14 protein-coding genes are annotated in these 26539 nt (G+C 39.6%); 13 read left to right on the forward strand and 1 reads right to left on the reverse strand.

Annotated features, from left to right (window positions below; genetic code table 11):
• The first annotated feature begins 305 nt into the window (after positions 1 to 305).
• From radA to IQ215_RS11175, 11 genes are all read left to right on the forward strand, one after another.
• Positions 306 to 1886 carry a DNA repair protein RadA gene (gene radA, locus IQ215_RS11130; protein WP_193801387.1) on the forward strand — a complete coding sequence of 527 codons (1581 nt, stop codon included), beginning with the start codon at positions 306 to 308 and terminating at the stop codon, positions 1884 to 1886.
• A 68-nt stretch (positions 1887 to 1954) separates the two neighbouring features.
• Entirely contained in the window at positions 1955 to 2083 is a 129-nt protein-coding gene (locus IQ215_RS14500) for a hypothetical protein (protein ID WP_277815530.1), read from the forward strand.
• Between the two features lie 86 nt (positions 2084 to 2169).
• Positions 2170 to 2406: a type II toxin-antitoxin system HicB family antitoxin gene (locus IQ215_RS11135; protein ID WP_241735309.1), complete on the forward strand. Its 237-nt coding sequence runs from the start codon at positions 2170 to 2172 to the stop codon at positions 2404 to 2406.
• Positions 2399 to 2599, forward strand: coding sequence for a type II toxin-antitoxin system HicA family toxin (locus IQ215_RS11140; protein ID WP_193801388.1), 201 nt, complete (start codon positions 2399 to 2401; stop codon positions 2597 to 2599). Before IQ215_RS11135 ends, IQ215_RS11140 begins: the two co-directional genes overlap by 8 nt.
• A gap of 170 nt (positions 2600 to 2769) precedes the next feature.
• Positions 2770 to 3231: a DUF29 domain-containing protein gene (locus tag IQ215_RS11145; RefSeq protein ID WP_193801389.1), complete on the forward strand. Its 462-nt coding sequence runs from the start codon at positions 2770 to 2772 to the stop codon at positions 3229 to 3231.
• A 116-nt stretch (positions 3232 to 3347) separates the two neighbouring features.
• On the forward strand, positions 3348 to 6419 hold the full coding sequence (locus IQ215_RS11150) for a glycosyltransferase family protein (protein WP_193801390.1): 3072 nt from the start codon (positions 3348 to 3350) through the stop codon (positions 6417 to 6419).
• A 138-nt stretch (positions 6420 to 6557) separates the two neighbouring features.
• Positions 6558 to 7814 carry an efflux RND transporter periplasmic adaptor subunit gene (locus IQ215_RS11155; protein ID WP_193801391.1) on the forward strand — a complete coding sequence of 419 codons (1257 nt, stop codon included), beginning with the start codon at positions 6558 to 6560 and terminating at the stop codon, positions 7812 to 7814.
• A gap of 65 nt (positions 7815 to 7879) precedes the next feature.
• On the forward strand, positions 7880 to 9676 hold the full coding sequence (locus tag IQ215_RS11160) for an ABC transporter ATP-binding protein (RefSeq protein ID WP_193801392.1): 1797 nt from the start codon (positions 7880 to 7882) through the stop codon (positions 9674 to 9676).
• 166 nt (positions 9677 to 9842) lie between these two features.
• Complete coding sequence (locus IQ215_RS11165; RefSeq protein WP_193801393.1) at positions 9843 to 10523, forward strand: uracil-DNA glycosylase family protein; 681 nt, start codon at positions 9843 to 9845, stop codon at positions 10521 to 10523.
• Positions 10524 to 10903: 380 nt separating this feature from the next.
• On the forward strand, positions 10904 to 14251 hold the full coding sequence (locus IQ215_RS11170; RefSeq protein WP_193801394.1) for a methyl-accepting chemotaxis protein: 3348 nt from the start codon (positions 10904 to 10906) through the stop codon (positions 14249 to 14251).
• Positions 14252 to 14371: 120 nt separating this feature from the next.
• Positions 14372 to 17752, forward strand: coding sequence for a methyl-accepting chemotaxis protein (locus IQ215_RS11175; RefSeq protein ID WP_193801397.1), 3381 nt, complete (start codon positions 14372 to 14374; stop codon positions 17750 to 17752).
• A gap of 180 nt (positions 17753 to 17932) precedes the next feature.
• Here the strand turns inward: IQ215_RS11175 and IQ215_RS11180 are convergent, their stop codons facing one another.
• Positions 17933 to 19036, reverse strand: coding sequence for a peptidylprolyl isomerase (locus IQ215_RS11180; RefSeq protein WP_193801398.1), 1104 nt, complete (start codon positions 19034 to 19036; stop codon positions 17933 to 17935).
• A 286-nt stretch (positions 19037 to 19322) separates the two neighbouring features.
• Here IQ215_RS11180 and IQ215_RS11185 point away from each other — a divergent pair, with 286 nt between their 5' ends.
• On the forward strand, positions 19323 to 19463 hold the full coding sequence (locus IQ215_RS11185; RefSeq protein WP_015221583.1) for a high intensity light-inducible lhc-like protein: 141 nt from the start codon (positions 19323 to 19325) through the stop codon (positions 19461 to 19463).
• A gap of 287 nt (positions 19464 to 19750) precedes the next feature.
• Positions 19751 to 26539, forward strand: a 6789-nt coding sequence (locus tag IQ215_RS11190) for a type I polyketide synthase (RefSeq protein WP_193801400.1), incomplete at its 3' end; no start/stop codon positions are given.

Below are 26539 nucleotides of genomic sequence, written 5' to 3' on the forward strand. Positions count from 1 at the left end.
AAGGGTTTTCTTATCCCCTATTTTTTTGGTTATATAATCACTTTAGATTAATTTCAAAAAATATATTATTATTGCCCTTGCAATGAATTACAAGGCGAACAGTTTATCGTTCAATAAATTGAACTAAGGTATATTTTGATTCAGGGATTGAGTATAAGCTACTATCACCCATACTCCCCATCTCCTACACTGAAAAATTCTCAATATCAATCTTGTTGTTAACTTTCTTAAATTAAATTGAACCAAAAATTATTTTTGATAGCATAATCGAAGTAATAAAAGTAGATGTATAGGTTAGAAGACAGATGCCTAAGACCAAAACTGTTTACATTTGTAGTGCCTGTGGGGCTGAGTCTATCCAGTGGTTTGGTAAATGTCCTAATTGTGATACCTATGGTACTTTGGAAGAACAAATCATCAATCCTGTAACTAATGGGGGAACAAGTTTTAGTCGGGCTGGTTGGCAGTCTCAAACCCGTCAAGTTCATACGGGTAATACGGAAGCAAAGCCAAGGGCTTCGGTAAAGTTTTCTGATATTACAGAGGAAGAACAACCCCGCATTGAGTCGGGTTATCGAGAGTTAGATCGGGTTTTGGGGGGTGGTATTGTCCCCGGTTCGTTGGTTTTAATTGGGGGTGATCCTGGCATTGGTAAATCTACGTTATTATTGCAAACGGCGAATCAGTTATCTTTGCGTCTTCCTCGTATTCTCTACGTATCGGCGGAGGAGTCGGGGCAACAAATCAAATTGAGGGCGACTAGGTTGCACGTGGGGGCGCAAGAGGCCTTAGAGATAGAGCAGCAAAATAATCATAATGGCAATGGTAAAAAGCCGAAAAAGAACGAAGATTCTGAACAAAAGGGAGCGGTTAGTTTGGCTTCTTCTCCTAATCTTTATGTGATGCCTGAGACGGATTTGGAGGAAATTTTAAAGGAGTTGGAATCTTTAAAACCTCAAGTAGCAATCATTGATAGTATTCAAACTCTCCATTATTCGAGTCTTAATTCTGCCCCCGGTTCGGTGTCTCAGGTGAGGGAATGTACTTCGGCTTTAATGCAGGTGGCAAAGCGGGAAAGTATTACTTTATTTATTGTCGGTCATGTGACTAAGGAAGGGGCGATCGCAGGGCCTCGTGTATTGGAACATCTGGTGGATACGGTATTATATTTTGAGGGCGATCGCTACGCATCCCATCGTCTGTTGCGTTCGGTGAAAAATAGATTTGGAGCAACCCACGAAATTGGCATCTTTGAAATGGTGGATCATGGTTTGGTGGAGGTTTTGAACCCTTCGGAATTGTTTATGAGTAGTCGGGATGAACTTGCCCCCGGCACCGCTACCATTGTTTCTTGTGAGGGTACACGCTCCATTGTGGTGGAGTTACAAGCCCTGGTAAGCCCCACCAGTTACACTTCTCCCCGACGCTCTACTACGGGGGTGGATTATAACCGTTTACAACAAATTTTGGCGGTGTTGGAAAAGCGGGTAGGGATTCCCCTTTCTAAACTAGATGCCTATGTGGCTTCGGCTGGGGGCTTGGGAGTAGAAGAACCGGCGGCGGATTTGGGCATGGCCATCGCCATTGTGGCCAGTTTTCGGGATCGTATTGTTGATCCTCGTACGGTGTTAATCGGCGAAATCGGTTTGGGGGGACAAGTGCGCCTTGTTTCTCAGATGGAGTTAAGATTAAAGGAAGCTGCTAAATTGGGCTTTAAAAGGGCGATCGTTCCTAAAGGGCAAACTTATCCTAGTGATCTCGGGTTAGATATTATTAGTGTTAATCGGGTTATAGATGCGATCGTGGTTGCCATTCCGAATAATCCCAACCTTGATGAGGGGCAAGAAGAACCAGAATCCCCAGAGGTAAAAACTTACGAGAATTAATTTTTATCTAATTAGGTTAGTGCTACTTAAATTTATTGTCTTGCTTGTCGTTTTCATTATGATAATCTGTGAGTAAGGGCGATCGCACCCTACCCATTCTCAAACACCGATCACGAAGTGGCGCTACGCGATCGCACCTCCTCATTCCCAAAAAGGCGATCACTACTTTTAACGATCACACGATCGCTGTTCTTTAATCCCTCAAAACAATGCTAAACTAGGAGTAAATTATTTATTTAGACTATGATAATTTTAAACTGAAAAACTGATTCTAATTTAACTGATGATGAATTCAAAGTACTATCAGATAACAGCAATTATCGAAAAAGATGAATTTGGCTATTATGCTTACTGTCCGCAATTACAAGGATGTCAAACTCAGGGAGATTCTTTGGCGGAAATTCAGTCAAATATTCTCGAAGCGATTGAACTATATCTATCAACACTTTCAGAAGAAGAAAAAAAATTATTACTTCAAAAAGAAGTATCAATGATAAATTTGGGGGTTCAAGTTGCCTAAACAACCTCGTTTAAATGCTAATTCCGCTGAAAAACTGTTATTTCAATCGGGATTTTCTTTAATTAGAACTCAGGGCAGTCACAGAATTTATCAAAAGAATTTAACTAAAGTGGTTGTACCATTTCACGGTAAGAAAACCCTGCATCCCAAAATTGTGAAACAAGTTCTCGATGCTATTCAAGATAATAATTAAATTTTCCTTCTCTTCTAAGATGATCGCACCTCTCCATTCCTAAAACACGATCGCACCGTACCCCTTCCCAAACATTCTTCCCACTCTAACCCTCATAAGACTTATCGCACCTTACCTCATCTGAAAATAACCTATAATTTAGATCTATGTAAAAAATAGAGTGAAAAGATATGGTAGCTCCATTAAAAACTGAACCTCAAAACTTGTATGACACTGATTATAATCTCTGGGTATTGGAAACCGTCAAAAAGTTAGAGAATAGAGATTTAGATTCCCTCGACTGGGAAAATTTGATTGAGGAAGTATTAGATTTGAGTAAAAGGGATAAAAGAAAACTCGAAAGTTTATTAATGAGACTAATAGAACATCTTTTGAAATTAGGCTATTGGGATTTTGAAAGAGAGAGAAATAGAGGACATTGGGAAAGAGAAATTTTTAATTTTCGCAAACAAATTAATCGATTATTGATAGATAGTCCTAGTCTTAAGAATCATCTTCGAGATCAGTTTAATTTATGCTATGAAGATGGGAGAAAACTAGCCAGTAAACATTCTCAACTTCCTCTCAATACTTTTCCTGACAAGCCGATCGCATATCTTGACAAAATCCTCGATGAAAACTGGCTTCCTTAACTTGTACAGAATGATCGTACCCTATAATTTATCGCACTTCATATTTTCAAAAAAATACTGATTACACTTCTCAAAAAATCGGGTAAAGTGAAAGATAATTAAGTATTCTTAAAACCATGAATCAATCAGATTTACAGCCTAAACTAAATCAAGCTAATCAATATTTTAATCAACAAGAATTTAGCAAAGCATCGCAACTATATTTACAATTAATTAACGAAAATCCTCAACTCAAATCTAATCTATCCATTCGTTTAGCCCATTGTTTAATCTTAGAAGCAAACTGGCAACAAATTTCAGGGAATTTAATTCAAGGGATTAATTATTTATCTACTTCAGGATGGCTTAACTCTCTATTTCAAGGTAAACCTGTTAATGCTGAAAGTAAACCCATTCCTTGGTACACCTATCCAGCTATTGAGTTTTTAGAAGATAAAATAAAGCCTGATTCTATAGTGTTTGAATTTGGTGGCGGAAACTCTACTTTATGGTGGGCAAGTAAAGCAAAACAAGTTATCTCCATTGAAAGCGATCAGAGTTGGTATGATCAAATTAAACAAAAAATGCCCGATAATGTGCAATTAAATTTAGAAATTGATGAGAAGAAATATGCAGATTTTATTAATCAATATCCCGATCAGTATTTTGATGTAGTTATTGTTGATGGAATTAATAGAAACAATTGTTTAGAAACTAGCTTAAATAAACTTAAACATAATGGTTTATTAATATTTGATAATACCGATAGATATGAGTATGATAAATCTATTAATTTACTATTATCACTCGGATTTAAGAAAATAGATTTTTATGGTTTAATTCCTAGTTATACTTACAAAAACTGTACCTCAATATTCTTTAAGTCCACGGAAATATTAGAAACAACAAATTTACCGAGTAATAAGCAATCTTGTTTAGGTAAATCCTGTATGCAAATTACGAATCCTCGAATTGGGAACATTTACAATAAATCAATAAATGATGCTGCGTTAAAAAATAAAAAAATCTTATATTCTCATCATTGGTCAATTAATAATCAGCGTCAGCCCATACTTTCTGAAAATGAAATTTATATTACCAGTACCCCACAACAAAAAGAAAATGTCATAAATTTATTACATATTGGTAGTGAATATGAACCTCAAAAAATATTAAAACAACATCAAAATGATTGGCAACCAGATTTATTTATTGCCAAAGTTGACTCTTTTTTTAATGTTATCCCTCGTAATATTCAAGCATTAAATTGTCCTAAAGTATTAATATTGGGAGATACTCAGCATGGGAATCAACCCCTAGAAAAAATGATTCAGTATGCCAAATCAGAAAAATATGACTTTTATATAACCGATCATAAACGCCATCATCTTTGGTACTATCACTTAGCTGGATTAAAAAATTTATACTGGTTACCTGGCTTATTTCTTAATCCTTTGATTGATAATTCTGAAAGTCAAAATTTTGAAGATCCTAGTATTAGTCCTAACTTATTTAAGGATAAAGTTATCTTCGTAGGACAAGCAAGTAAATTTCATCCCAGAAGAAAAGCAATATTAGAATATTTACAAAAAGAAATACCCAATTTTTGGTACGGGAGATTATCTCAAAAAGACTCCTTAAAAGCATACTCTCAAGCCCTTATATCTCTTAATATAAGTCTTAATGGAGATTTGAATTTACGCTTTTTTGAAATTATTTCCTCTGGAGGTTTTTTATTAACAGATAGGCTAAGTGAAGAGTCAGGGATGAATCTTTTATTCTCGGAAGGAGAAGAGTATGAGACTTTTTCCAACGTTCAACAGTTAGTTGACAAGGTTAAATATTTTCTTCAATATCCCGAATTAGTTGAACAATATAAACAAAAAGCATACCAAAAATACCTCAATAATTATACTCCGAAGCACCTAGCTGAACAATTACAAAATATAATGGAAGGTAAGCCAGTTAATGATATTTTTACTGTCAAAACTATTAATCGTATTAAATATTTATCGGGACAAGGTTATAGTCAATCAAGGATTCAAATATATCAAATTATTCAAGATTTTCATAAATATTCCGAAAAACTAAAAATTTTCGTTGATAATGACAATCAATTTTGCCATATAGAAGATTTCTTAGATTTACCGCGAGTCAAGATATACTTATCAGCTAATTCAAATTATCTAAAGAATGAATTATATCAATATTTATTAACTTCTAAAACCCTTCACGCTATAGAGTTATTAAATGATAAATATAACAACTCTTATGATATTTTAATTGTTTCTAAATTAATCTTAGATATATTTTTACAAGGTTCAAAGAGCGAGTTTTTAATTATTTCTCAAGATCAATCAGGACTATCAAATATACGTGATTTCATAGAGAATAACTATAATGGATTCACAATTAATGTGACTCAATATATAGATTTTCTCGCTATCCATGTAAATCGTGAAAATGTCACAAAAAATAATGTCACAGGTAATTTAAAATTAACAAACACCAACTATCTAATTACCCCTGACTGGCAAAGCGACGAAGAAACCTTAACCGAAGAATTATATAACCTCATCTCTACCTTAGCTCACAACTCTCCTCTTAGTAAAGGGGATTCGGAGGAATCAAATCCCAATATAGAGAGGGAGGACATAATAACCCTCGTTATTGACACCACTGGTATAACTGAAGAAGATGCTAATTTATTCTTATCTGGTATTGCCATGAATCTAATGATGGAGGAAGAATTAGACTTAGAAAGTATTCTTAATTTTACTTTTATTGATAATCTCGAGGAGTCGCAATGGCAAAAAATATTACCTAAAATAACGGCAAAAATAACCCTTAATAGTGAGAATCAGGACATAGTCAATAATAAATTATTTGATGATGTAATTAGTATCATGGCAGACGGTAATAATTATGTAATTATGCCAGACTGGAGTAAAGATGAGCAGGATTTATTTAATACTTTTAGTGAAATATTAATAAACATATCATCAGAAGAAAAAGCAACATTATTAATAGATACAAATAATTCTAATGAAGAAGAAGTCGGTTTATTTGTATCTGAAGTGGTAATGACTTTAATGTTAGAAAAAGGAATCGAGTTATCAGAGGGAATTAATGTTAATTTTGTTAAATTTACTCCTACTCAATGGCACAATTTGGAAGGCTTCATTAAAGAGAAAATTATCAGTGGCTAAATTAATTTATTAGTAGTAAAAAAAGCCCATTCATTAACTACTTACTACCAAAAAAAAATCCCTGTGATACAATAAAATCGTTTTTATATTTACAAAACTTAAGATTTATCCTCACAACATAATTAGCTCACAAATCCCATGGTAGTAAACAGACTCGGAAAACTATGTGCGATCGCCCTCTACTGTGCATTTCTAGGGGGTTGTATGATGGAAAATCATAGCCAAGCCCAAGAAGAAAGAGAAGGGCAAGAAAGACCCTCTGCCCCCTCCGTAGATGCGGTTCGGGTAAATAGGGAAACCCTAGAAGAAGCCCAAGAATATATTGGCACTACCCAACCAGTCAGAGAAGTTGTGGTGCGATCGCAGGTAGAAGGACAACTATTGAGCTTAACTGTGGATGTAGGGGATACCATCACCCAAGGGCAAACCATCGCCAGACTAGACGACACCATTCTACAATCAGCCCTCACCAGGGCGCAAGGGGAATTGTCCTCCCTACGTGCCGAAAGATTAAGTGCCGTAGCCGAAATTAACAACGCCCAAGCCCAAGTAGAATCAGCCCGAGTCCGACTCCAACAAGCCCAAGCCGACGTTAACCGCTTTGAAGAATTAAACCGAGAAGGGGCGATCGCCCGTAGAGAATTAGAAGTCGCCCAAACCGAAGAAAGAACCGCCATCCAAGAAGTATCCTCCGCCCAATCCCAAGTCAGAGTAAGAGAATCCGCCGTAAGTGCGATCGATGGTAGAATTCAAAGCCAACAAGCTATCATCACAGAAGCCAGACAAAGACTAAACTACACCCAAATTAGCGCAGGAAACCAAGGACGAGTCCTCGAAAGACTCACCGAACCAGGCAACCTCGTTCAACGAGGGGGCGAAATACTGCGCCTCGGTGACTTTAGCCAAGTAAAAGTACAAATTTCCGTATCAGAACTAGACCTCGAAAACTTCTCCGTTGGTCGCCCCGTAACCGTCCGTTTAGACGCATATCCCACCCAAACCTTTAGCGGAGTCGTTTCCACCATTTCCCCCGCCGCCGATGCCGACGTAAGGCAAATTCCCGTAGAAATAACCCTCGATACCAATAGCCTATCCATCAATAGCGGTTTACTGGCCCGAGTTTCCCTCGCCGACAATCGCACTCCTCCCATCGTCATTCCCCAAAATGCCCTAGAAGTAGGCGGAAATGATGAGAATAACCCCACCGTATTCGTTTTAAATGATAATGGTAGTCAACCCTCAGTAATAGCCCGTCCCATCGTTATCGGTGATAATCGTAACGGCAGAGTCGAAGTTACTCAAGGTTTACAGGAATCAGATCGCCTAATTATCAGAAGTAGTCAACCCCTACAAGATGGACAAAATGTTAGCCTCAGTATTATTTCCGATAACTAGCAACTAGGGTAAATTTGTCAATGTAGGATTATCTTTTAGAATTATTATAAAAAAAAAGGGAAGCGATGAAAATATTAGAAGTACAAGATTTAGAAGTAACATTTTTTGACGATGACAATCAACCATCCATCGCCGTCAATAAAATTAACTTCGACCTAGAAGCGGGAAAAACCCTCGGCATTGTTGGTGAATCAGGATCAGGAAAATCCGTCACCTCCTTAGCTGTTATGGGTTTAATTGCAGGGAATGGTAAAACCCACGGACAAATCTGGTATCAAGATAATACAGAATCATCCCCCATTGACTTACAAAGTTTGAGCGAAGAAGAAAGAAGGGAATATCGAGGGGGTAAAATTGCCATGATTTTCCAAGAACCCATGAGTTCTCTCAATCCCTTATATAACATTGGTTTTCAGATCACCGAAGCCATCTTACAACATCAACAAATATCCGAAAGTGAAGCCAGACGACAGGCGATCGCCCTTTTACAAGAAGTAAAATTATTAGCAGACGATCAAACCCTTACCCAAGAATTTTACACCGAAACCAATAATATCAACCCCTCACCAACAGAAGTTAATCAATACATAAATCAGAGAAAAAGGGAAATTCTTAAACGCTATCCCCACGAAATGAGTGGGGGGCAACTGCAAAGGGTAATGATTGCCATGGCAATCTCCTGTAATCCCCGTATTATCATTGCTGACGAACCCACCACAGCCCTTGATGTCACCGTCCAAGCCACCATTTTAGAACTTTTAAAAGAATTAGCCCAAACCCGTCAAATGTCCGTCATTTTCATCACCCATGATTTGGCGGTGGTTGCCAATATTGCCGACTCCTTGGCGGTAATGTATCAGGGAAAAATTTTGGAATATGGCAAAGCACAAGATGTGTTATTAAATCCCCAAAGTCCTTATACAAAAGGTTTACTTGCCTGTCGTCCCCGTTTGGATGAAGATCGAGAATATTTGCCCACGGTGGCTTGTTTGATGGCCAATGATGGGGAAATTCCCGAGATTAATTTACCCCCCAAGGAAGTTAATTTGAATAAGCCTTTAATTGCCGTGGAAAATTTAATTGTTGGTTTTCGCAAACCCGGGATTTTTTCTTGGGGCATAAAACCAGCGGACTATTTTTGGGCGGTGGATGATGTCAGTTTTCAGGTGTTTGGGGGAGAAACGTTGGGCTTGGTGGGGGAGTCGGGTTGTGGTAAATCAACTTTGGCAAGGACGTTATTACGATTAATTAATCCCATTTCAGGCAAAATAGAGTTTATGGGTCAAGATTTAGCTAAATATAAAAAAAATGATCCTCGTTTACGTAAGTTGCGCCGAGAATTACAAATTGTTTTTCAAAATCCTTACAATTCCCTTAACCCTCGCATGAGCATCGGTAAGACAATTATTGAACCCATGGAAATTCATAAGATGGGCGGTAATAGTCGTAAACGCAAAGAAAGGGTTGCCTATTTGCTAGAAAGGGTGGGGTTATCTCCTGATTGGTTTAATCGTTATCCCCATGAATTATCGGGGGGGCAACGCCAGAGGGTATGTATTGCCAAGGCTTTGGCTCTTAATCCTCAGTTGATTATTTGTGATGAGTCGGTATCGGCGTTAGATGTTTCTATTCAAGCTCAGGTTTTGAATTTACTTAAGGAGTTACAACGGGATTTTGGTTTAACTTATATTTTCATTTCCCATGATTTGAGTGTGGTTAAGTTTATGAGCGATCGCATCATGGTTATGAACAAAGGTAAAATAGAAGAAATTGCCACCACAGAACAAATTATTAACCATCCTCAACGGGATTACACCAAAAAGTTAATTGCTTCTATCCCTAAATTTCCTACCTTGGCTTAATCTTTCTTCGTTAAAATGCCAATAAACCATGAGAGCATAGGATAACAGAACGATTAATCTTTTATGTTTTTGCCCTTAATCCTCAATACTTTCGACTTTTTTGCGTATTGGTGATATTTTTTTTCATAAAGGTAATTATCCATTGTCAATTATCCATTAATATCTCATGTCAAATTTAGAAGAACTAATCAACGCCATTCAGATAGAAGCCCAAAGTGCTGATTTTCCCTTAGATATTCCCGTTTATGAATCTGCCCAAAAAAATCCCACTAAGCCTATTCTCTACTATGGCAACCTAAAAAGTAACGTTTGCTTTTTCGGACGGGATTTAGGGCGCGATGAAGTCATAGCAGGACAACCTTTGATCGGGGCTTCTGGTACATTGGTTCGCCAAGGTTTTTATCAAGCTATTTATAAAGAGAGTACCAATGACAAAGATAAATTAATGGCTGTGTGCGATCGCCTCTTATTAACAAACACAGTACCTTATAAACCCCCAGAAAACAAAGCCTATGGAGTAAGAGTAAAAAGAAGATTTCGCCCTTTCATAGAACAATTATTAACCATTCATTGGCAAGGAAATCATATTATCACCCTCGGCACAGAAGCATTTAAATGGTTTGAACCCTATACCGATAAAGAAACATTTAATCAATTTTGGGCAGATAAAGATCATCGTTATCAAAAAAGTATTCAAGTCACACTAAATGCCACCGATAATCAAGGAAATCTAGTCAAGAAACAAACCCTCATATCTCCCCTTCCCCATCCTTCCCCCCTCAACCAACGCTATTATCGACTATTCCCCGGAATGTTACAAGCAAGATTAGCCAACCTAGAATTTTAAATTGACAATGAACAATTGACAATTAATAACTGATGTTACCTACTCATATTTTTTAGCAGGTGGGGTGGTTAAAAATATGAAAAGTTTTTACGAGGTTATTGAGGAAGTGAAAATAAGACCATTAATTAATGTAGAATTGTTCTAAATTTTTGAACCTGATACCTGATACTTAACACCTCAAACCAAGAACTACTCCTCATCTCCCCTCCTCCTAATCCCCCATCACCTCACTTTTGATCAAAACCTAATAATTATTCTGCCAGACCTTCTCTTAATTAAGCTAAAATTAGTGTAGATCTTAGGATTATCAACACTTATTAATCATTTAATATTGAAAGTTGTAAGTATAGATACTTATAAAAAATAAAGAGGTAGATTACATGACTCAGATTTCTCCCCAATCCTCCAATCAAAAAGAAAACAACAATAATAACCATTTATCATCCCCCTCACCACCAGAAAACCCCACAAAAATGTCTCCACTCTCAGATTCATCCCAAGGGTTAATCAAATGGTGGCAAAGTAAAAACCTCAGATTCAAAGCCTCATCCATTGCCACAACCTTGACTATATTACCCATCGTAATCGTAGGTAGCATCATTGGAGGAACAGTAAATCAAGCATTTAAGGGAGAAATCACCGAAGTACAAAAAGAAGAAGCCCAAATTATTGGTCAAGACATCAACCTAATCATTGCCGATCGTTTTGCCCAAGCCCAAGGTATGGCTCAAGTTTTACCATCCCTAGCCGCTTATCAACAAAGAAATCAAGCAGAATTACAAGCCCAATTAAGTAATTTTCAACAATTATATAAATATTTTGATACCATTGCCGTATTCGATGCTCAGGGAAACGCCCTAGCCGAAAGTAGTGGTCGCGCCATGCCCAATCACTTCCAAAGAACCTACATTCAACAAGCAAGGGAAGTCAGAGGGGCGATCGTCAGTCAACCCATTATCTCCGAATGGGATGGTAACTATGGAATATATTTCGCCTCCGCCCTATTAGATCCTAGCACCAATGAAATTACTGGATATTTAAGGGCAAGAGTTCCCGTAGAAGAACTACAAAGATTTATTGCCAAAACAGAAAGCTACGAAACTACCGGAGAAAATATTTATCTTGTCGATGGTAACAATCAAATATTTCTTTCATCAGATACCATCTATTCTACCAACATAACCACTACCGGGCAAACCGATGCACCAAGCACCTTTGAAAGTGTCAGAACCGTTGAACAAGTTTTCCCTAGCCTAGCATTACAAGAAGACTCCCAGCTAGAAGTTACCACCATAGAAGATCAAAACCAACTAACCCAAACCAATCAAATTGTTAGTTACAGCCCCCTAAACATCGACATCGAATCCTCAGAAATGAATTGGGGCATCATTCTCTCAGGAGACACAAGGGTTATTCTTGCCCCCGTTAATCGCATTACAACCCTTATCTTTCTCGGCATTTTGGTTTCAGGGGGAGCAGTGGGTTATATCGCCTACACCATCGCAGGATTAGTGGTTAACCCCATCGAAAAAACCTCCCGAACCATTAAACAAATTGCCGCAGGAGATTTCGATGTATCCGTGGAAGTTAGTGGCGATGATGAGATTGCCCAATTGGGTGAAAGTGTCAATAACATGACCTATCAACTGCAAAACCTCCTCCTAGAACAACAAATTTTCGCCAATCAATCGAACCTCCTCAAAAACATCACCTTTGAGATGACCAAAGCCTTTGAGGTGAACGAAGTATTTTCCATCGCCGTAAGTGAAATTCGTAAAGCCTTAGGTGCAGATAGGGTAATTGTCTATAGTTTTGATGAAGATTGGGCAGGTACAATTGTATCAGAATCCGTTGATCCTCAATATCCCCAAGCCTTCGGAGCGAAAATCCATGACCCCTGTTTTGAAGAAAAATATATTGATAAATACTTTAGTGGCAGGGTTCAAGCCACCAACGATATTTATAAAGCAGGGTTAACAGATTGTCATCTCAAACAACTAGAACCTTTTGCCGTCAAAGCCAATCTTGTTGCGCCCATTATTGTTCAGGATAAACTATTAGGACTACTCATAGCCCACCAATGTTCTGCACCCAGAAACTGGCGCTCCTACGAAATTGACTTCCTTACCCAAACCGCAACCCAAGTCGGTCCTGCCCTAGAAAGGGTAATGCTTCTTGAGAATCAGCAGTTAGATAGTTTCCTCTCCAACAAACTCAAAGATATTAGTTTCAAAATCGCTGAATCCTTAACCAAAGACAAGGTTTTTGATGTAGCCACCGCTGAAACTCGTAAAGCCCTCAGAGCAGATCGAGTTATTATCTATACCTTTGATGAAGATTGGAAAGGCACAGTTATCGCCGAATCCGTTGATTCTCAATTTCCCCAAGCCCTCGGAGCGATGATCAAAGATCCTTGTTTTGCTGATAAATACGTTGATAAATATAAACAGGGTAGAGTTCAAGCGACCCCCAATATTTATACCGCAGGGTTAACTAAGTGTCACATTGAACAGTTAGAACCCTTTGAAGTGAAAGCCAATTTGGTTACACCTATTATTGTGGACGGGGAATTATTAGGGCTGTTGATTGCTCACCAATGTTCTGCCCCCCGTCAGTGGACGGAGTCTGAGTCTAGTTTTATTTCTCAGTTAGCTACCCAGATTGGTCCTGCCCTGGAAAGGGTACAACTTTTGGATCGTCAAAAATTGGCAGAAAGTACCCAAAGGCAACAGAAGGAAACCATTCAACAACGGGCATTGGAGTTGTTAATGCAAGTAGATCCAGTCTCCCAAGGGGATTTGACCATTAGGGCGACGGTGACAGAAGATGAAATTGGTACCATTGCCGACTCCTATAATGCCACCATTGAGAGTTTGAGAAAACTGGTAACCCAAGTACAGGGAGGATCTCACGCTGTAACAGAAATTGTGACAGAACAAGAGGAGTTTATTAGTAACCTCGCCACAGAAATTGTCCGTCAGTCCGATGACATTAATACCGCCCTTGAGCGTATTCAGTCTTTCTCTATGTCCGCTCGTTTGGTATTAGATAGTGCCGAACAGGCAGAACAAGCGGTACAACAGTCAAACCGCAGTGTAGAAGAAGGGGAAATGGCCATGAATCGTACGGTAGATGGTATTCTTGCCATTCGAGAAACCGTGGCCGAAACAGCGAAAAAAGTAAAACGACTCGGGGAATCAACTCAGAAAATTTCTAAGGTTGTGAACTTGATTAGTAGTTTTGCGGATCAAACTAACCTACTGGCGCTTAATGCTTCCATTGAGGCCGCCCACGCAGGGGAAGAGGGACGAGGCTTTGCGGTGGTAGCTGAGGAGGTTCGTTCTTTGGCTCGTCAGTCTGCCGAAGCTACTGCGGACATTGAAAAAGTGGTGGCTGAGATTCAGCAGGAAACCAATGAGGTGGTAAAAGCTATGGAAACTGGTACTGAACAGGTGGTAGAGGGTACAAGGTTGGTGGAAGAAACTCGTTCTTCTTTGACTCAGATTACTGCTGCTTCTGCTCAGATTAACCAGTTGGTAACAGCGATCGCAACGGCGGCGGCCGAACAGTCTCAAACTTCGGAGGAAATTACGGAAACCATGGCTGATGTGGCCTCGATCGCCTCAGAAACTTCCATGGCGGTGGATGATGTATCCCGTAAGTTCCGTAAACTGCTTAAGGTATCTGAAAACTTACAATTAAGTGTTAGTAAGTTCAAAGTTGACTAATTGATGGGGAATTTTTTCCCCTTTTCTGGCTTCTGACTGACTGCTTTATATTAACCTCAGTTCGGGATAGTAAAACCTTGTAATTGTCCATTGTCCATTGTCCATTATCCATTATCAACCATGACCCAAACACCCCAAAAGCCCCATCTCAATCTTGACAATATTCCTACTAATAATAAAACCCGTTTAGTAGTTGATGCCCCCCTGTATTCTCCCCAAAAGCCCAAAACTGTTAAAAAAGAATCGTCTCCCTTGGTGCAGTGGTTTTATGATCTTTCCCTACGGCGTAAACAGCTATTGGTATTATTGAGTGCGCAAACCGTGGCGATCGCCTCTTTGGTGGGGGTCAGTGTAACCCAGATTATTACGGGGGGACGGGCGCAATTAGTTAACCAATCCATCTCCGAGCTAGAAGCCACCAAAATTAACTATGGCATTAAAATCAATCAGATGGGTTTTGGTTTTCGGGGACAATCCGATAACACCGCCGTCATTCAAGGGGCGATCGCAGGTAACAACATTACCCCAGAAAATAAAGCCATCGTCAGACAAATCCTCGCCAACGAAATCAGCGCCCGTGACATAGAATATGCCACCTTAGTTGGTTTAGATCGCCGTATTATCGTCAACGCCAACAACGATCGCACCGGGGAACTATTTGATCCCAACGGCCTAGTTAGTAGAGTTATTGAAAATCCAGAACAAATCAGAATTAGTGAATTAGTACCATGGGAAGACTTAGAAAGAGAAAATCCCCCCAATTTAGGGCTATTTGAACCCAACAGCCCTGCCCTGATTCGTTATACCTTTACCCCCGTATTTGCCCTCAATAGTGATCAAGTGGTCGGGGTATTAGTATCAGGGGACGTAGTTAACGGTAAATATACCATCGTTGAAGATACCATTCAAGAATTTAGTGGAGGTTATGCCGCCATTTACAAACTCCTAGAAGGGGGAGAATTCCGCATGGCCACCGCCCTCATCGGACGAGGGGAAAACGAACAAAGAGATGTTGCCGTTGATAATAACGCCGTGTTAGAAAGAGCAGTTTTAGAAGACGATCGCATCGTATCCGATCGTACCGCCATCGCTGGGGAAATTCACACCGTCACCGCCGAAGTGATCAAAAACAGTTTAGGGGACTCCGTGGGTATTATCGTTCGTGGTACTCCTGAAAGGGATCTTAACTCCATTTTAAGAAACAGCGTTACCTTCCAAATCCAAGTAGCCATCGGTGTAATTCTCTTTAGTCTTTTACTGATCATTATTCTTGGCAAGGCGATCGCCCAGAGAGTAGAAGCCCTACAAAGTACCACCGAAAAATTTATGGCCGGGGATTACAACACCCAAGCCCAAATATTAGGAGATGATGAAATCGGTAAACTAGCGAGAACCTTTAACGAACTAGCCGCCAACATCGCCAACAACGAAGGAATGCTATTACTCGACAACGAAAAAGGGGTTCTCCTCCAAGAAATTACGGGTTCTCGTACCCTTGACGAAGAGGACGTAAACCAAGTATTTAACAAAGCCCTCAAAAAAGCCAAAAAAATTCTACGGGTCGATCGTCTCGTTATCTACCGTTTCAAACCCGACTGGAGTGGCTATATTTCCAACGAAGCAGGAGATCCCAGATTTCCCAGCGCCCTAGAAGAACAAATCAACGATCCCTGTATTCCCATCGAACTCAGACAAGCCTACATTAACGGTAGGGTAGTACCCACCACCGATGTTTATAACGCAGGGTTTGCCCCCGAACATGAAGCCCTCATGTATCGACTACAAATTAAATCTAATTTAGTAGTACCCATCATTAGCCAAGGAAAACTGTTTGCCCTATTCATCGCCCACCACTGTCAAAACCAACACACCTGGGGAGAAAAAGAAATCAGTTTTATGGGTCAAATTGCCCTTCGTTTTGGGGTCATCCTAGATAGGGTAGGGCTACTCAAATCCCAAATGATTGCCGCCCGTAGTGCTGAACAACTCAAAGAAATTACCCTCGCCATTGCCTCAAAAACCAACCGAGAAGAACTCTTAGAACAAGTAGTTAACGACGTTCGTTATGCTATAGGGAGCGATCGCACCATAGTCTATGAATTTGATGAAAACTGGCAGGGAACAATTATCGCCGAATCCGTAGAAGAAGAATATCCCAAAGCCCTAGGGGCAGTTATTGCCGATCCCTGTTTTGCCGATAAGTACGTAGAACGGTATCAACAAGGAAGGGTTCAAGCTACCCCCAACATTTACAAAGCAGGGTTAACCGACTGTCACCTACAGCAATTAAAACCCTTCGGAGTCATTGCCAACCTCGTTGCCCCCATCTTAGTAGATCAAAAACTATTGGGTTTATTAATCTGTCATCAATGCTCTGGGGAAAGAAACTGGGAATCAGGAGAAATTGAACTCTTTAGCCAACTATCCACCCAAGTCGGTTTAGGTTTAGAAAGGGTAAATCTATTAGAAGCCCAAAAAGAATCAGAACAAGAACAAAGACAAGCAAAAGAACTATTACAAAAACGAGCCTTAGACCTTCTCATGCAGGTAGATCCAGTGTCAGAAGGGGATTTAACCATCCGAGCCACCGTTACCGAAGATGAAATCGGTACCATTGCCGATTCCTACAACGCCACCATCGAAAGTTTAAGGAAAATTGTATCTCAGGTACAAACCGCCGCTACCTCCGTAACCAAAACCACCACCATTAACGAAAATGATGTCAATGTCTTACAAGCGGAAATCAAGGAGCAGGTATTAAACATTACCCAAGCTCTAAAAACCATCGAAGCCATGAGTAATTCTAGTACCCTGGTGGCGGAAAATGCTGAACAGGCAGAGGAGGTGCTACAAAGGGCCCAAGAAAGTGTGGAAATGGGTGAAGTAGCCATGAATCGTACCGTAAAATCAATTATGGAAATTCGGACAACGGTACAACAGGCCACCAAACAGATGAAACGCTTAGGGGATACCACCCAAAATATTTCCAATGTGGTCGGTCTGATCGGTCGTTTTGCCGCTCAAACTCACCTTTTGGCTTTGAAGGCATCCATCGAGGCCGCCCGTGCAGGGGAGCAAGGAACAGGGTTTGCGGTAATTGCTGAGGAGGTAAGAACTTTGGCTAGTCAATCGGCTTCGGCAACGGCAGACATTGATAAGCTAGTTACGGATATTCTTTCGGAAACAAAAGTAGTGGTAACGGCCATGGAACAAGGTAATGAACAGGTGGTAGAAGGTAGTAAACTGGTGGAAGAAACCCGTCAGAGTCTTAACCAAATTACGGCGGCAACCTCTCAGATTAATGAGTTGGTAGAGGCGATCGCCGAAGCGGCCTTTGAACAGTCGGAAAACTCGGAAAATGTGGGGGAAAAAATGACTGATGTGGCAAGGGTAGCGCAAAAAACTACGGTATCTGTAACCAAGCTCTCGGATTCTTTCCGTCAATTGCTTGAGGTTGCTCAGGAGTTAGAATCTAATGTGGCTCAGTTTAAAGTAGGGTAGTTAATTGATAATGGAGAATGGATAATTGATAATTCATTTTTATCAGTCCATTTCTCCATCACTTAAAACTTAATACCTTTAATGGACGTACCATGGCACATCCCTGCAGGTTATAGTTTGTTAATTGTCAATTCTTCACACCTTTACAAAACTATAAATTTTATCCCAAACGAGGGTTATCTATGCTTGGGGTAAAACTAAATTTTCAGCGCCCTCTATTACTTCCGCCGAAATAACTTTATCTTCAGGGGTTAGTTTTTCTAATACTTCTGCACCTTCGGTAACATAGGCAAATACAGCAAATCTGCCGTCCATGAGGTTATAACCGGGGGGGGTTACTTCTGTGTCAAATTTGAAGAAGAAAAACTGGGATGAACCACCATTGGGGTCGGTGCTAGGACGGGCTAAAGCCACTGCTCCATAAGCGTTAAAGGGTAACACTGGTTGTGCTAGGTACATTCCCACATCTTCGGTGGTAAAGCCGTAAATAGGCTCGGATTCTCCCTGTACTAAAATTTCGAGGGGAATAGAACGATATTTGTTAGTGTCGGGATCGATAAAACCTACTTCTTGCCCTTCGGGATCTCCTGTTTGAATGACGTAGAAGTCTTCGGCACGGATGAAGGGTAGTCCATCATAAAATTTTCTTTGCACTAAGTCAACGAAGTTACCACCTGTGACGGGGGCGCTGTAGCCATCTACCACTAGGATTAAATCTCCTTGGGTGGTGGTGATGTTTACTTTGGCTCTGCCTTTTAGTTGAGGTAAATTAGCATAATCTTGGGGTACTTCAAAGGGAAATCCTGTGACCATTCCTTCTTCTAGTTCGGTAATGTTAGCTAAAATTTCTTCTCTAACAGCAAGGATTTCTTCTCTTTTTTGTCTTTCGACTAATTCTGGTAAGGTTTCTACTTCTTCGACGATCGCATTTACTAATTCCTGGGAGCGCTCGGCAAATTCAGCGGGTACATCTTGGGCGATGTCATCGGCATGGAGTTTGAGGGCAAAGGCGGCGTTTCTTACTTCTTTATCAACTCTTTTCCAACGTTTTGATCTTAAATCTTTTTCTATTTTTTCGATGTTACTCTGAACTTCTCTGATGTTTTTATTTTCAATGGGCAGGGCATATCTCAATATTGCCTCTGGATCGGTAATCGCATCCCCTTGCGCCAAGATGGCATGGGCATTCTGCCATGGAGTAGGGGTAAGGGCGATCGCCCCTGTAAATATTAATACTGTTGCAACGATTATTTTTGTCAGGCGTTGCCACCAATTAGCTTTCATAATTAATTACTAAATTATTTTAAATACTGCTTACTGTCATTATTTCATAAACCGTAGAACAATGGACAATTAACAATGAACAATGGGCAATGGGCAATTAACAAACTATAACCTGTCACCCGCAACCTGAAACCTGAAACCTCCCTAGCACCTGCCACCTACAAACCTCACTCTAAACTCATTTTCAAAAAAATGTAACAAAATGTTGCCAACTTCAAAAATCTATGTTACATTAAGTATCAAGTAGTTGACTAAACTGCAATTATAGATATATAGGAGATTAGTTATGGAAGATAAAGGAAAATTAGGTTTCACCGCTTTTGCTGAAAACTGGAATGGTCGTTTAGCAATGTTAGGATTCTTAATCGGTATTTTAACCGAGTTATTAACTGGTCAAGGAATTCTCTCCCAGTTAGGTTTAATGTAATTCTAACCTTCGTTTCATTAATCGTTTAAATAAATTGCCCATAAAATTGAGGGGAGAGTATGTACTCTCCCTTTTTTTATCTTAACTTTTTTTGATGTAGAGAATAAAAAGCGAAAAACTTAAGAAAAACGATCAGAAATGAACTAAACAAAGAAAATTAATTATCCATTATCCATTATTAATTATCAATTGTTAATATGGTATGATCTGACAATTCGTAATTGTGAATTGTTAAAGATTGTTTCATAATTATAAAAACACTTAATAATCAGGTTGATTCGATATACATGGGATACGTTAGATACTCTAATTTTGTAAGTCTTCTTCAAGAGCGTGCAATCTCGCACCCAGATCAACTTATCTTCACCTTTTTAGGAGATGGTGAGAACGAGTCTGATTATCTAACTTATCATCAATTGGATCAACAAGCAAGGGCGATCGCCCACAAACTCCAAAGCGAAAAAGCCAAAGGAGAAAGAGCATTATTACTATATCAACCGGGCTTAGAATTTATCACCGCCTTCTTCGGCTGTCTATACGCAGGAGTCATCGCCACCCCAGCCTATCCTCCCAGGGCTAATCGCTCCTATACCCGCCTATCAGCTATTATCAAAGATGCAGGAGCATTATTCGCTCTTACGACTCAGGCACTCAAAGAGAAAATTGAGCAAAAATTAACCAAAAATAACCATATAACCTGTCTCACCACCGATAACATTCCCTCCAGTGTCGCCCAAGACTGGCAACCAGAATCCATCAGCCCATCAGAAACAGCCTTCCTACAATATACCAGCGGTTCTACAGGCACACCCAAAGGAGTTATAGTCAGTCATGGTAACCTTATTCATAACTCCCAACTAATCAAAGATTATTTCCATAACGACGAACATTGCGTGGGCTCATTTTGGCTACCACCATATCATGATATGGGCTTAATTGGTGGTATCTTACAACCAATTTACTCCTGTTTTCACACCATCACCCTGCCCCCCGTTACCTTCCTCCAGCGCCCCATCCGTTGGTTAAAAGCCATTAGTAAATATAAAGTAACCACCGCAGGAGGCCCTAACTTTGCCTATGAAATGTGTGTTAACTCCGTCACCCCCAAGCAAAAAAAAGATTTAGACTTAAGCCATTGGAAACTCGCCTTTAGTGGCGCTGAGCCCGTCAGGGCTGAAACCATCGCTAAATTTAGCCAATATTTTGCCGATTGCGGATTTCAACAAAAGAGTTTTTATCCCTGTTATGGTATGGCAGAAACCACCCTCATTGTTTCTGGGGCAAATCCTTATCAATCTCCCACCATCAAAAATATTTCGGCTACAAAATTACAACAAAACGAAATTGTTTTTAATCCCGAAAATACCACTGATATACAAAAAGTCGTCAGTAGCGGTAATATATCTCCTCAATTAGAAGTCGCCATCGTTAATCCTGACACCCTCTTAGAATGCCCTGATAACAGTGTCGGGGAAATATGGGTAAAGGGGGAAAGCGTTACCCAAGGTTATTGGTTAAAAAAAGATTTGACAAAAAATACTTTTCATGCTGAAACAAAGGATGGAAAAAAAAAGGATTTTTTGCGTACAGGCGATTTAGGTTTCATTGGTGATGGAGAGTTATTTGTTACGGGAAGATTAAAGGATTTAATTATTATTCGTGGTAGAAATCATTATCCCCAAGATATAGAAGAAAGTGTTGGACATATTCATCCAGCTATTAACCCCGAAAGTGGTGCTGCTTTTACCATTGAAACGGAAAATGATGAACAATTAGTTGTGGTTTTTGAGGTTAAAAGGACTTTTTTACAAAAGTTGAAGCAAAATGATATTTTGCAAGAGGAAATTTTTGATGCCATTCGCCAAGCTATTGCCGAAAATCATGAGTTACAGGTTTATTCTATTGTCTTAATTCGCACAGGTAGTATTCCTAAAACCTCTAGTGGTAAAATTGCTCGTTATGCGTCTAAAAAAGAATTTTTAGATGGTAATCTTCCTGTGGTTGCACAATGGAATTTAAATTCTAATTCTATTAGACATAAAGTGGTATATTTCAATAATATTAGTAGAATAAAAAATACTGTTTCTACTATTAATATTAAAGGAAATAAAAAAGCTATAAAAATACAAAAATGGTTAATTAATAATGTAGCTAATAGATTACAAGTAAATCCCAACTTAATCGATATAGAACAACCTTTTATAAATTATGGACTTGATTCTGTCCAAGCTGTTCAGCTTACGGCGGATTTAGAAGATTATTTAAACTGTAAATTGTCGCCAACTTTGGCTTATGATTACCCTAATATAAAAAGTTTATCTTTGTATTTGTCGGAGCTAAAAACTGATGAAGTTATTGCTGTAGAAGACGAAGAAAGCATAGCTAATAAAACAGAGCAAATCGCCATCGTCGGCATGGCTTGTCGTTTTCCGGGGGCGGATAACCCTCATAAATATTGGCAATTTTTATCTAAAGGTAATAACAATATCAGTAAAACTTATCTGCGCCCGAACATCGATAATTTCGGGGGGTATATAGAAGATTATGACAAATTTGATCCACAGTTTTTTGGTATTTCTGCTCGAGAGGCGATTAATATTGATCCTCAACAGCGTTTATTATTAGAAGTGGCTTATGAGGCGCTGGAAAATGCCCATTTGACGACAGAAAAATTGTCGGGTAGTGCCACGGGGGTATTTGTGGGTATCAGTAGCCAAGATTACGCCCAGTTGCAGATGAAACATGGTTGGGGGGTTAATGTTTATTCTGGCACAGGAAACTCAGGTGCGATCGCCTCTAACCGTATATCCTATAATTTTAATTTAACTGGGCCTTCTTTGAGTGTGGATACAGCTTGTTCATCCTCCTTGGTTGCGGTACACTTAGCAGTAAATAGTATTAAAAACGGTGAGTGTGACTGCGCCATAGTGGGCGGAGTTAACTTAATCCTTGCCCCTGAATTGACGGAAACCTTCCAAAAAGCAGGGATGATGGCGGAGGATGGCAAGTGTAAGACATTCTCGGAAGATGCCGATGGTTATGGGCGCGGGGAAGGTTGTGGGGTAGTTATCCTCAAACCCTTGGATAAAGCCTTAGCTGATGGTGACAAGGTTTTGGCAGTAATTCATGGTAGCGCCATTAATCAAGATGGGCGTAGTAATGGTTTAACAGCGCCCTCAGGCAAAGCGCAACAGAGGGTAATTCAATCAGCGTGGAAAAATGCGTCTATTACCCCTGATAAAATCAATTATATCGAAGCTCACGGAACAGGAACACCTTTAGGAGATCCTATCGAGGTTAATTCTTTGGCTGGTTTGTTACCTTTATTAGATGGGCAACAGACTGTTAACTATTCTTCTGTTATCGGTGAAAATGAGGAAGAGTCTTCCTCGGATAGTGTGGTTAATAATAAAGAGGAAAAGACTTCTTCTGATAGTGTGGAAAAAGATTCTTCTGTAGAGAAAGAAATAAGAGGAAAAGACTACCCTATTTGTTGGTTAGGTAGTGCAAAAACAAACATCGGGCATTTAGAAGCCGCCGCAGGTATTGCGGGATTAATTAAAACCGTCTTGATGTTAAACCATGAAGAGATACCCCCCATTGTTAACTTTAAAAAATTAAACCCCTATATCACCTTAGAAAATAGTCGCTTACAGATTGCCACTAAATCTGTGCCGTGGAAAAAATCTAGTCAACCTCGTTTTGCCGGGGTAAGTTCCTTTGGTTTTGGAGGCACAAATGCCCATGTTATAGTGGGAGATATGATGGATTCCCCCGTAACTATAGAAGCAAAAGAAGTTAAGGCACAAGAAAAAATAAAACGCCCTTACCATCTTTTAACCCTTAGTGCCACCACAGAAAAAGCCCTTCAAGATGTCGTGAATCGTTATCAAGATTATCTCATTAAAACCCAAGGGGATGATATTAGTCATATATGTTATAGCACAAATAAGGGGCGATCGCACTTTAACCACCGCCGAGGGATTCAGGCAAAAGATAAAAAAGAATTACTCGAAAAACTTGCCACCCTAACCATCAATCAAGATAACCAGATTAATCATAATCAGATAGCCTTCCTATTTACAGGGCAAGGCTCACAGTATCATAATATGGGCAAAGAATTATATCAGACTGCCCCCCTATTCCAAGACACAGTTAACTACTGCAGTGAGATACTCAGTCAATACTTAGAAAAACCCCTCACCGAAATTCTTTTTAACCCCGAGGAAAAAGAAACCCTCCATCAAACCATCTATACCCAACCCGCCATTTTCGTCATCGAATATGCCCTTGCCCAACTATGGTTATCATGGGGTATCAAACCATCTATAATGATGGGGCATAGTGTCGGAGAATATGTTGCTGCCACCCTTGCGGGAGTCTTTAGTTTAGAAGACGCCCTCAAACTCATTGCCCACCGTGGTAAACTCATGCAACAACTACCCCTCGATGGGGGTATGGTATGTCTATTTACCAACCTTGACACCGCAAAAACCCTCATCCAAAAAACAGGATTACCCCTCGATATTGCCGCAGTCAACGGTAACAGTAATATTGTAGTATCGGGCAAAAAAGAAGACTTACAACAACTACAAACCAGCGCCAAAGAAAACAAAATAAAATGTCGCCCCCTAAAAGTCTCCCATGGTTTTCATTCCCGATTGATGCAACCCATCTTGGCAGACTTTGAAAAAATTGCCCAAGAAGTTACCTATCAACCACCCCAAGGGGAAATTATCTCCAACATCACAGGAAAAACCATCGGCGCAGAAATCGCTTCCCCAGACTATTGGGTAAAACATATCAGTCATCCTGTAAACTTTGCCCAAAGTGTGGAGTATTTACAACAACAAAACTACCAAATCTTTTTGGAAATTGGTAGTAAGCCAACCCTTTTGGGTATGGCGAGAATGATAGTAGAAAACAAAACCAACCCTGATGAGTGTCTTTGGCTACCCAGTTTACGTAAAGGAGAATCTGACTGGGAAAATTTACTCTCTAGTCTAGGTATTCTTTACCAGCAAGGATTCAAAATTGACTGGCATGGTTTTCATCAAGACTATCCTTATTTACAAAGAGTTTCTTTACCCAACTATCCTTGGCAACATCAAAGATATTGGCATGGAGATAGTCACATCGTGGATGATAGTCAACAATGGTTATATGAAATAGTTTGGGAAAAAGATACTTCTATTTCTCATACCAGTGAGGAAAAAATCATGGTAGTTTCTTCCTCCAAGGAGTTAGTTATGGAGGGAGTTGCTGTCACTACCCATTCTCTTCCTAAGCATGATGTTTCAACTTCAGAAAATACCCATCATTTACCGATTAATATCCATAACGAGAAAGAGTCTTTTCCTCTCAATACCCCCAGTAGCTATTTAATCTTTGTGGATGAGAAAAAACTAGGGGAAGCATGGGCAAAAGAGTTAACCTCCCAAGGTAGTCAAGTTTATTTAGTTTATCAAGGGGAAAGTTATCGTCAGGAAGAAACTACCTATTATGTCAATCCAAAAAACAAACAAGACTATCAGTTATTATTAGACAGTCTCGATAATAGAATAGAAAAAATTATCTATGGTTGGGGTATCAATCAAGATGATGACTTACATAATATTAATCAGTTAAAAGACAATAATTATTTAAACTGTTTACCTGTTATCTATCTAATTCAAAATTTAGTTAACAGTAACCATCACATCAAACTCTGGTTAATTACCCAAAACAGTCAATCCATTACCCATACAGAAAAAATCAATCCCTATGGTGGCAGTATCTGGGGATTAGGAAAAGTAATCTCCCTCGAACATAGCGAGTATTGGGGAGGTATGATTGACATAGATAATCAAGGGGTGTCTTTTCCTCTATTTACCTACTTGATAAATCATCAAGAAAAAGAAACCATGACGGCAATCAGAAATAACTCTGTTTTCCATTGTCGTTTACAACACAAAACCCCTGACAGTTATCAAGAAAAACCACAAGTTACCGTCACATCCTCTGGCAGTTATTTAATTACAGGGGGATTAGGCGCTTTAGGTTTAGAAACAGCCAATTATTTAATCAGTCAGGGGGCAAAAAATTTAATTCTTGTCTCCCGTAGTCAACCCTCTTCCTCCGCTTCTCAAAAAATTAGTCAATGGCAACAGCAGGGAATTAATGTCATCGTCAAACAAGGGGATGTCAGCGAAAAAGAATCCCTCGCCCAAATTATTACCGATATTCGTCAATCTTTACCTTGCCTCAAAGGAGTTATCCATACTGCAGGGGTATTGGATGATGGTATCTTGGCAACTCTTTCCCCTGAAAAAATAGCTAAGGTAATGGCAGCTAAGGTAATGGGGGTAAATAATTTACATCAACTTACCCTCGATGATAACCTTGACTTTTTTATCTTGTATTCTTCGGTGGCTTCCATGGTAGGATCTATAGGACAAGGTAATTATGCTATGGCGAATAGTTATCTTGATAGTTTTGCCTCCTATCGTCAATCCCTTGGTTTACCTGGTATCAGTATTAACTGGGGTGCTTTTTCTGTGGGTATGGCAAAGGCAACCCAAGAGAATTTAACCAGTGTGGGTATTGAAACCATCTCCCCTCAAAAGGGTATTGCCATGATAGGAGATTTAATTAATTATCCTCACTCCACTGTAGGGGTAGTTAAGTTTAATTGGGATATACTTAGCCGTAAGTTTCCTCAATTATCCCTGTCTCCCTATCTAAAAGGTGTCGTTTCTTCCTCTTTGACAACAGAAGAAGATGAAAAGGATGATAGTCAAACTCAATTATTCCATCAACTACTAAAAGCCGATGAGAGTGGCAGAATAACCCTATTAATAGATTATCTCATAGGGGCGATCGCCCTTATCCTGCACATCGATAAGGAAAAAATTACCCCTGAAGATAGTCTGATGGATTTAGGCATGGATTCATTAATGGTAATGGAAGCCATCAACCACCTAAAAACCGACTTACAACTAATGTTATACCCTCGGGAAATCTACGAGCGCCCCCAAATTGCTACCCTTGCGCAGTATTTAGCCCAAGAATTTGCCACCAGCCACGATACCCAAAAC

Source organism: Cyanobacterium stanieri LEGE 03274 (genome assembly GCF_015207825.1).
GTDB classification, from domain to species: Bacteria; Cyanobacteriota; Cyanobacteriia; order Cyanobacteriales; family Cyanobacteriaceae; genus Cyanobacterium; species Cyanobacterium stanieri_B.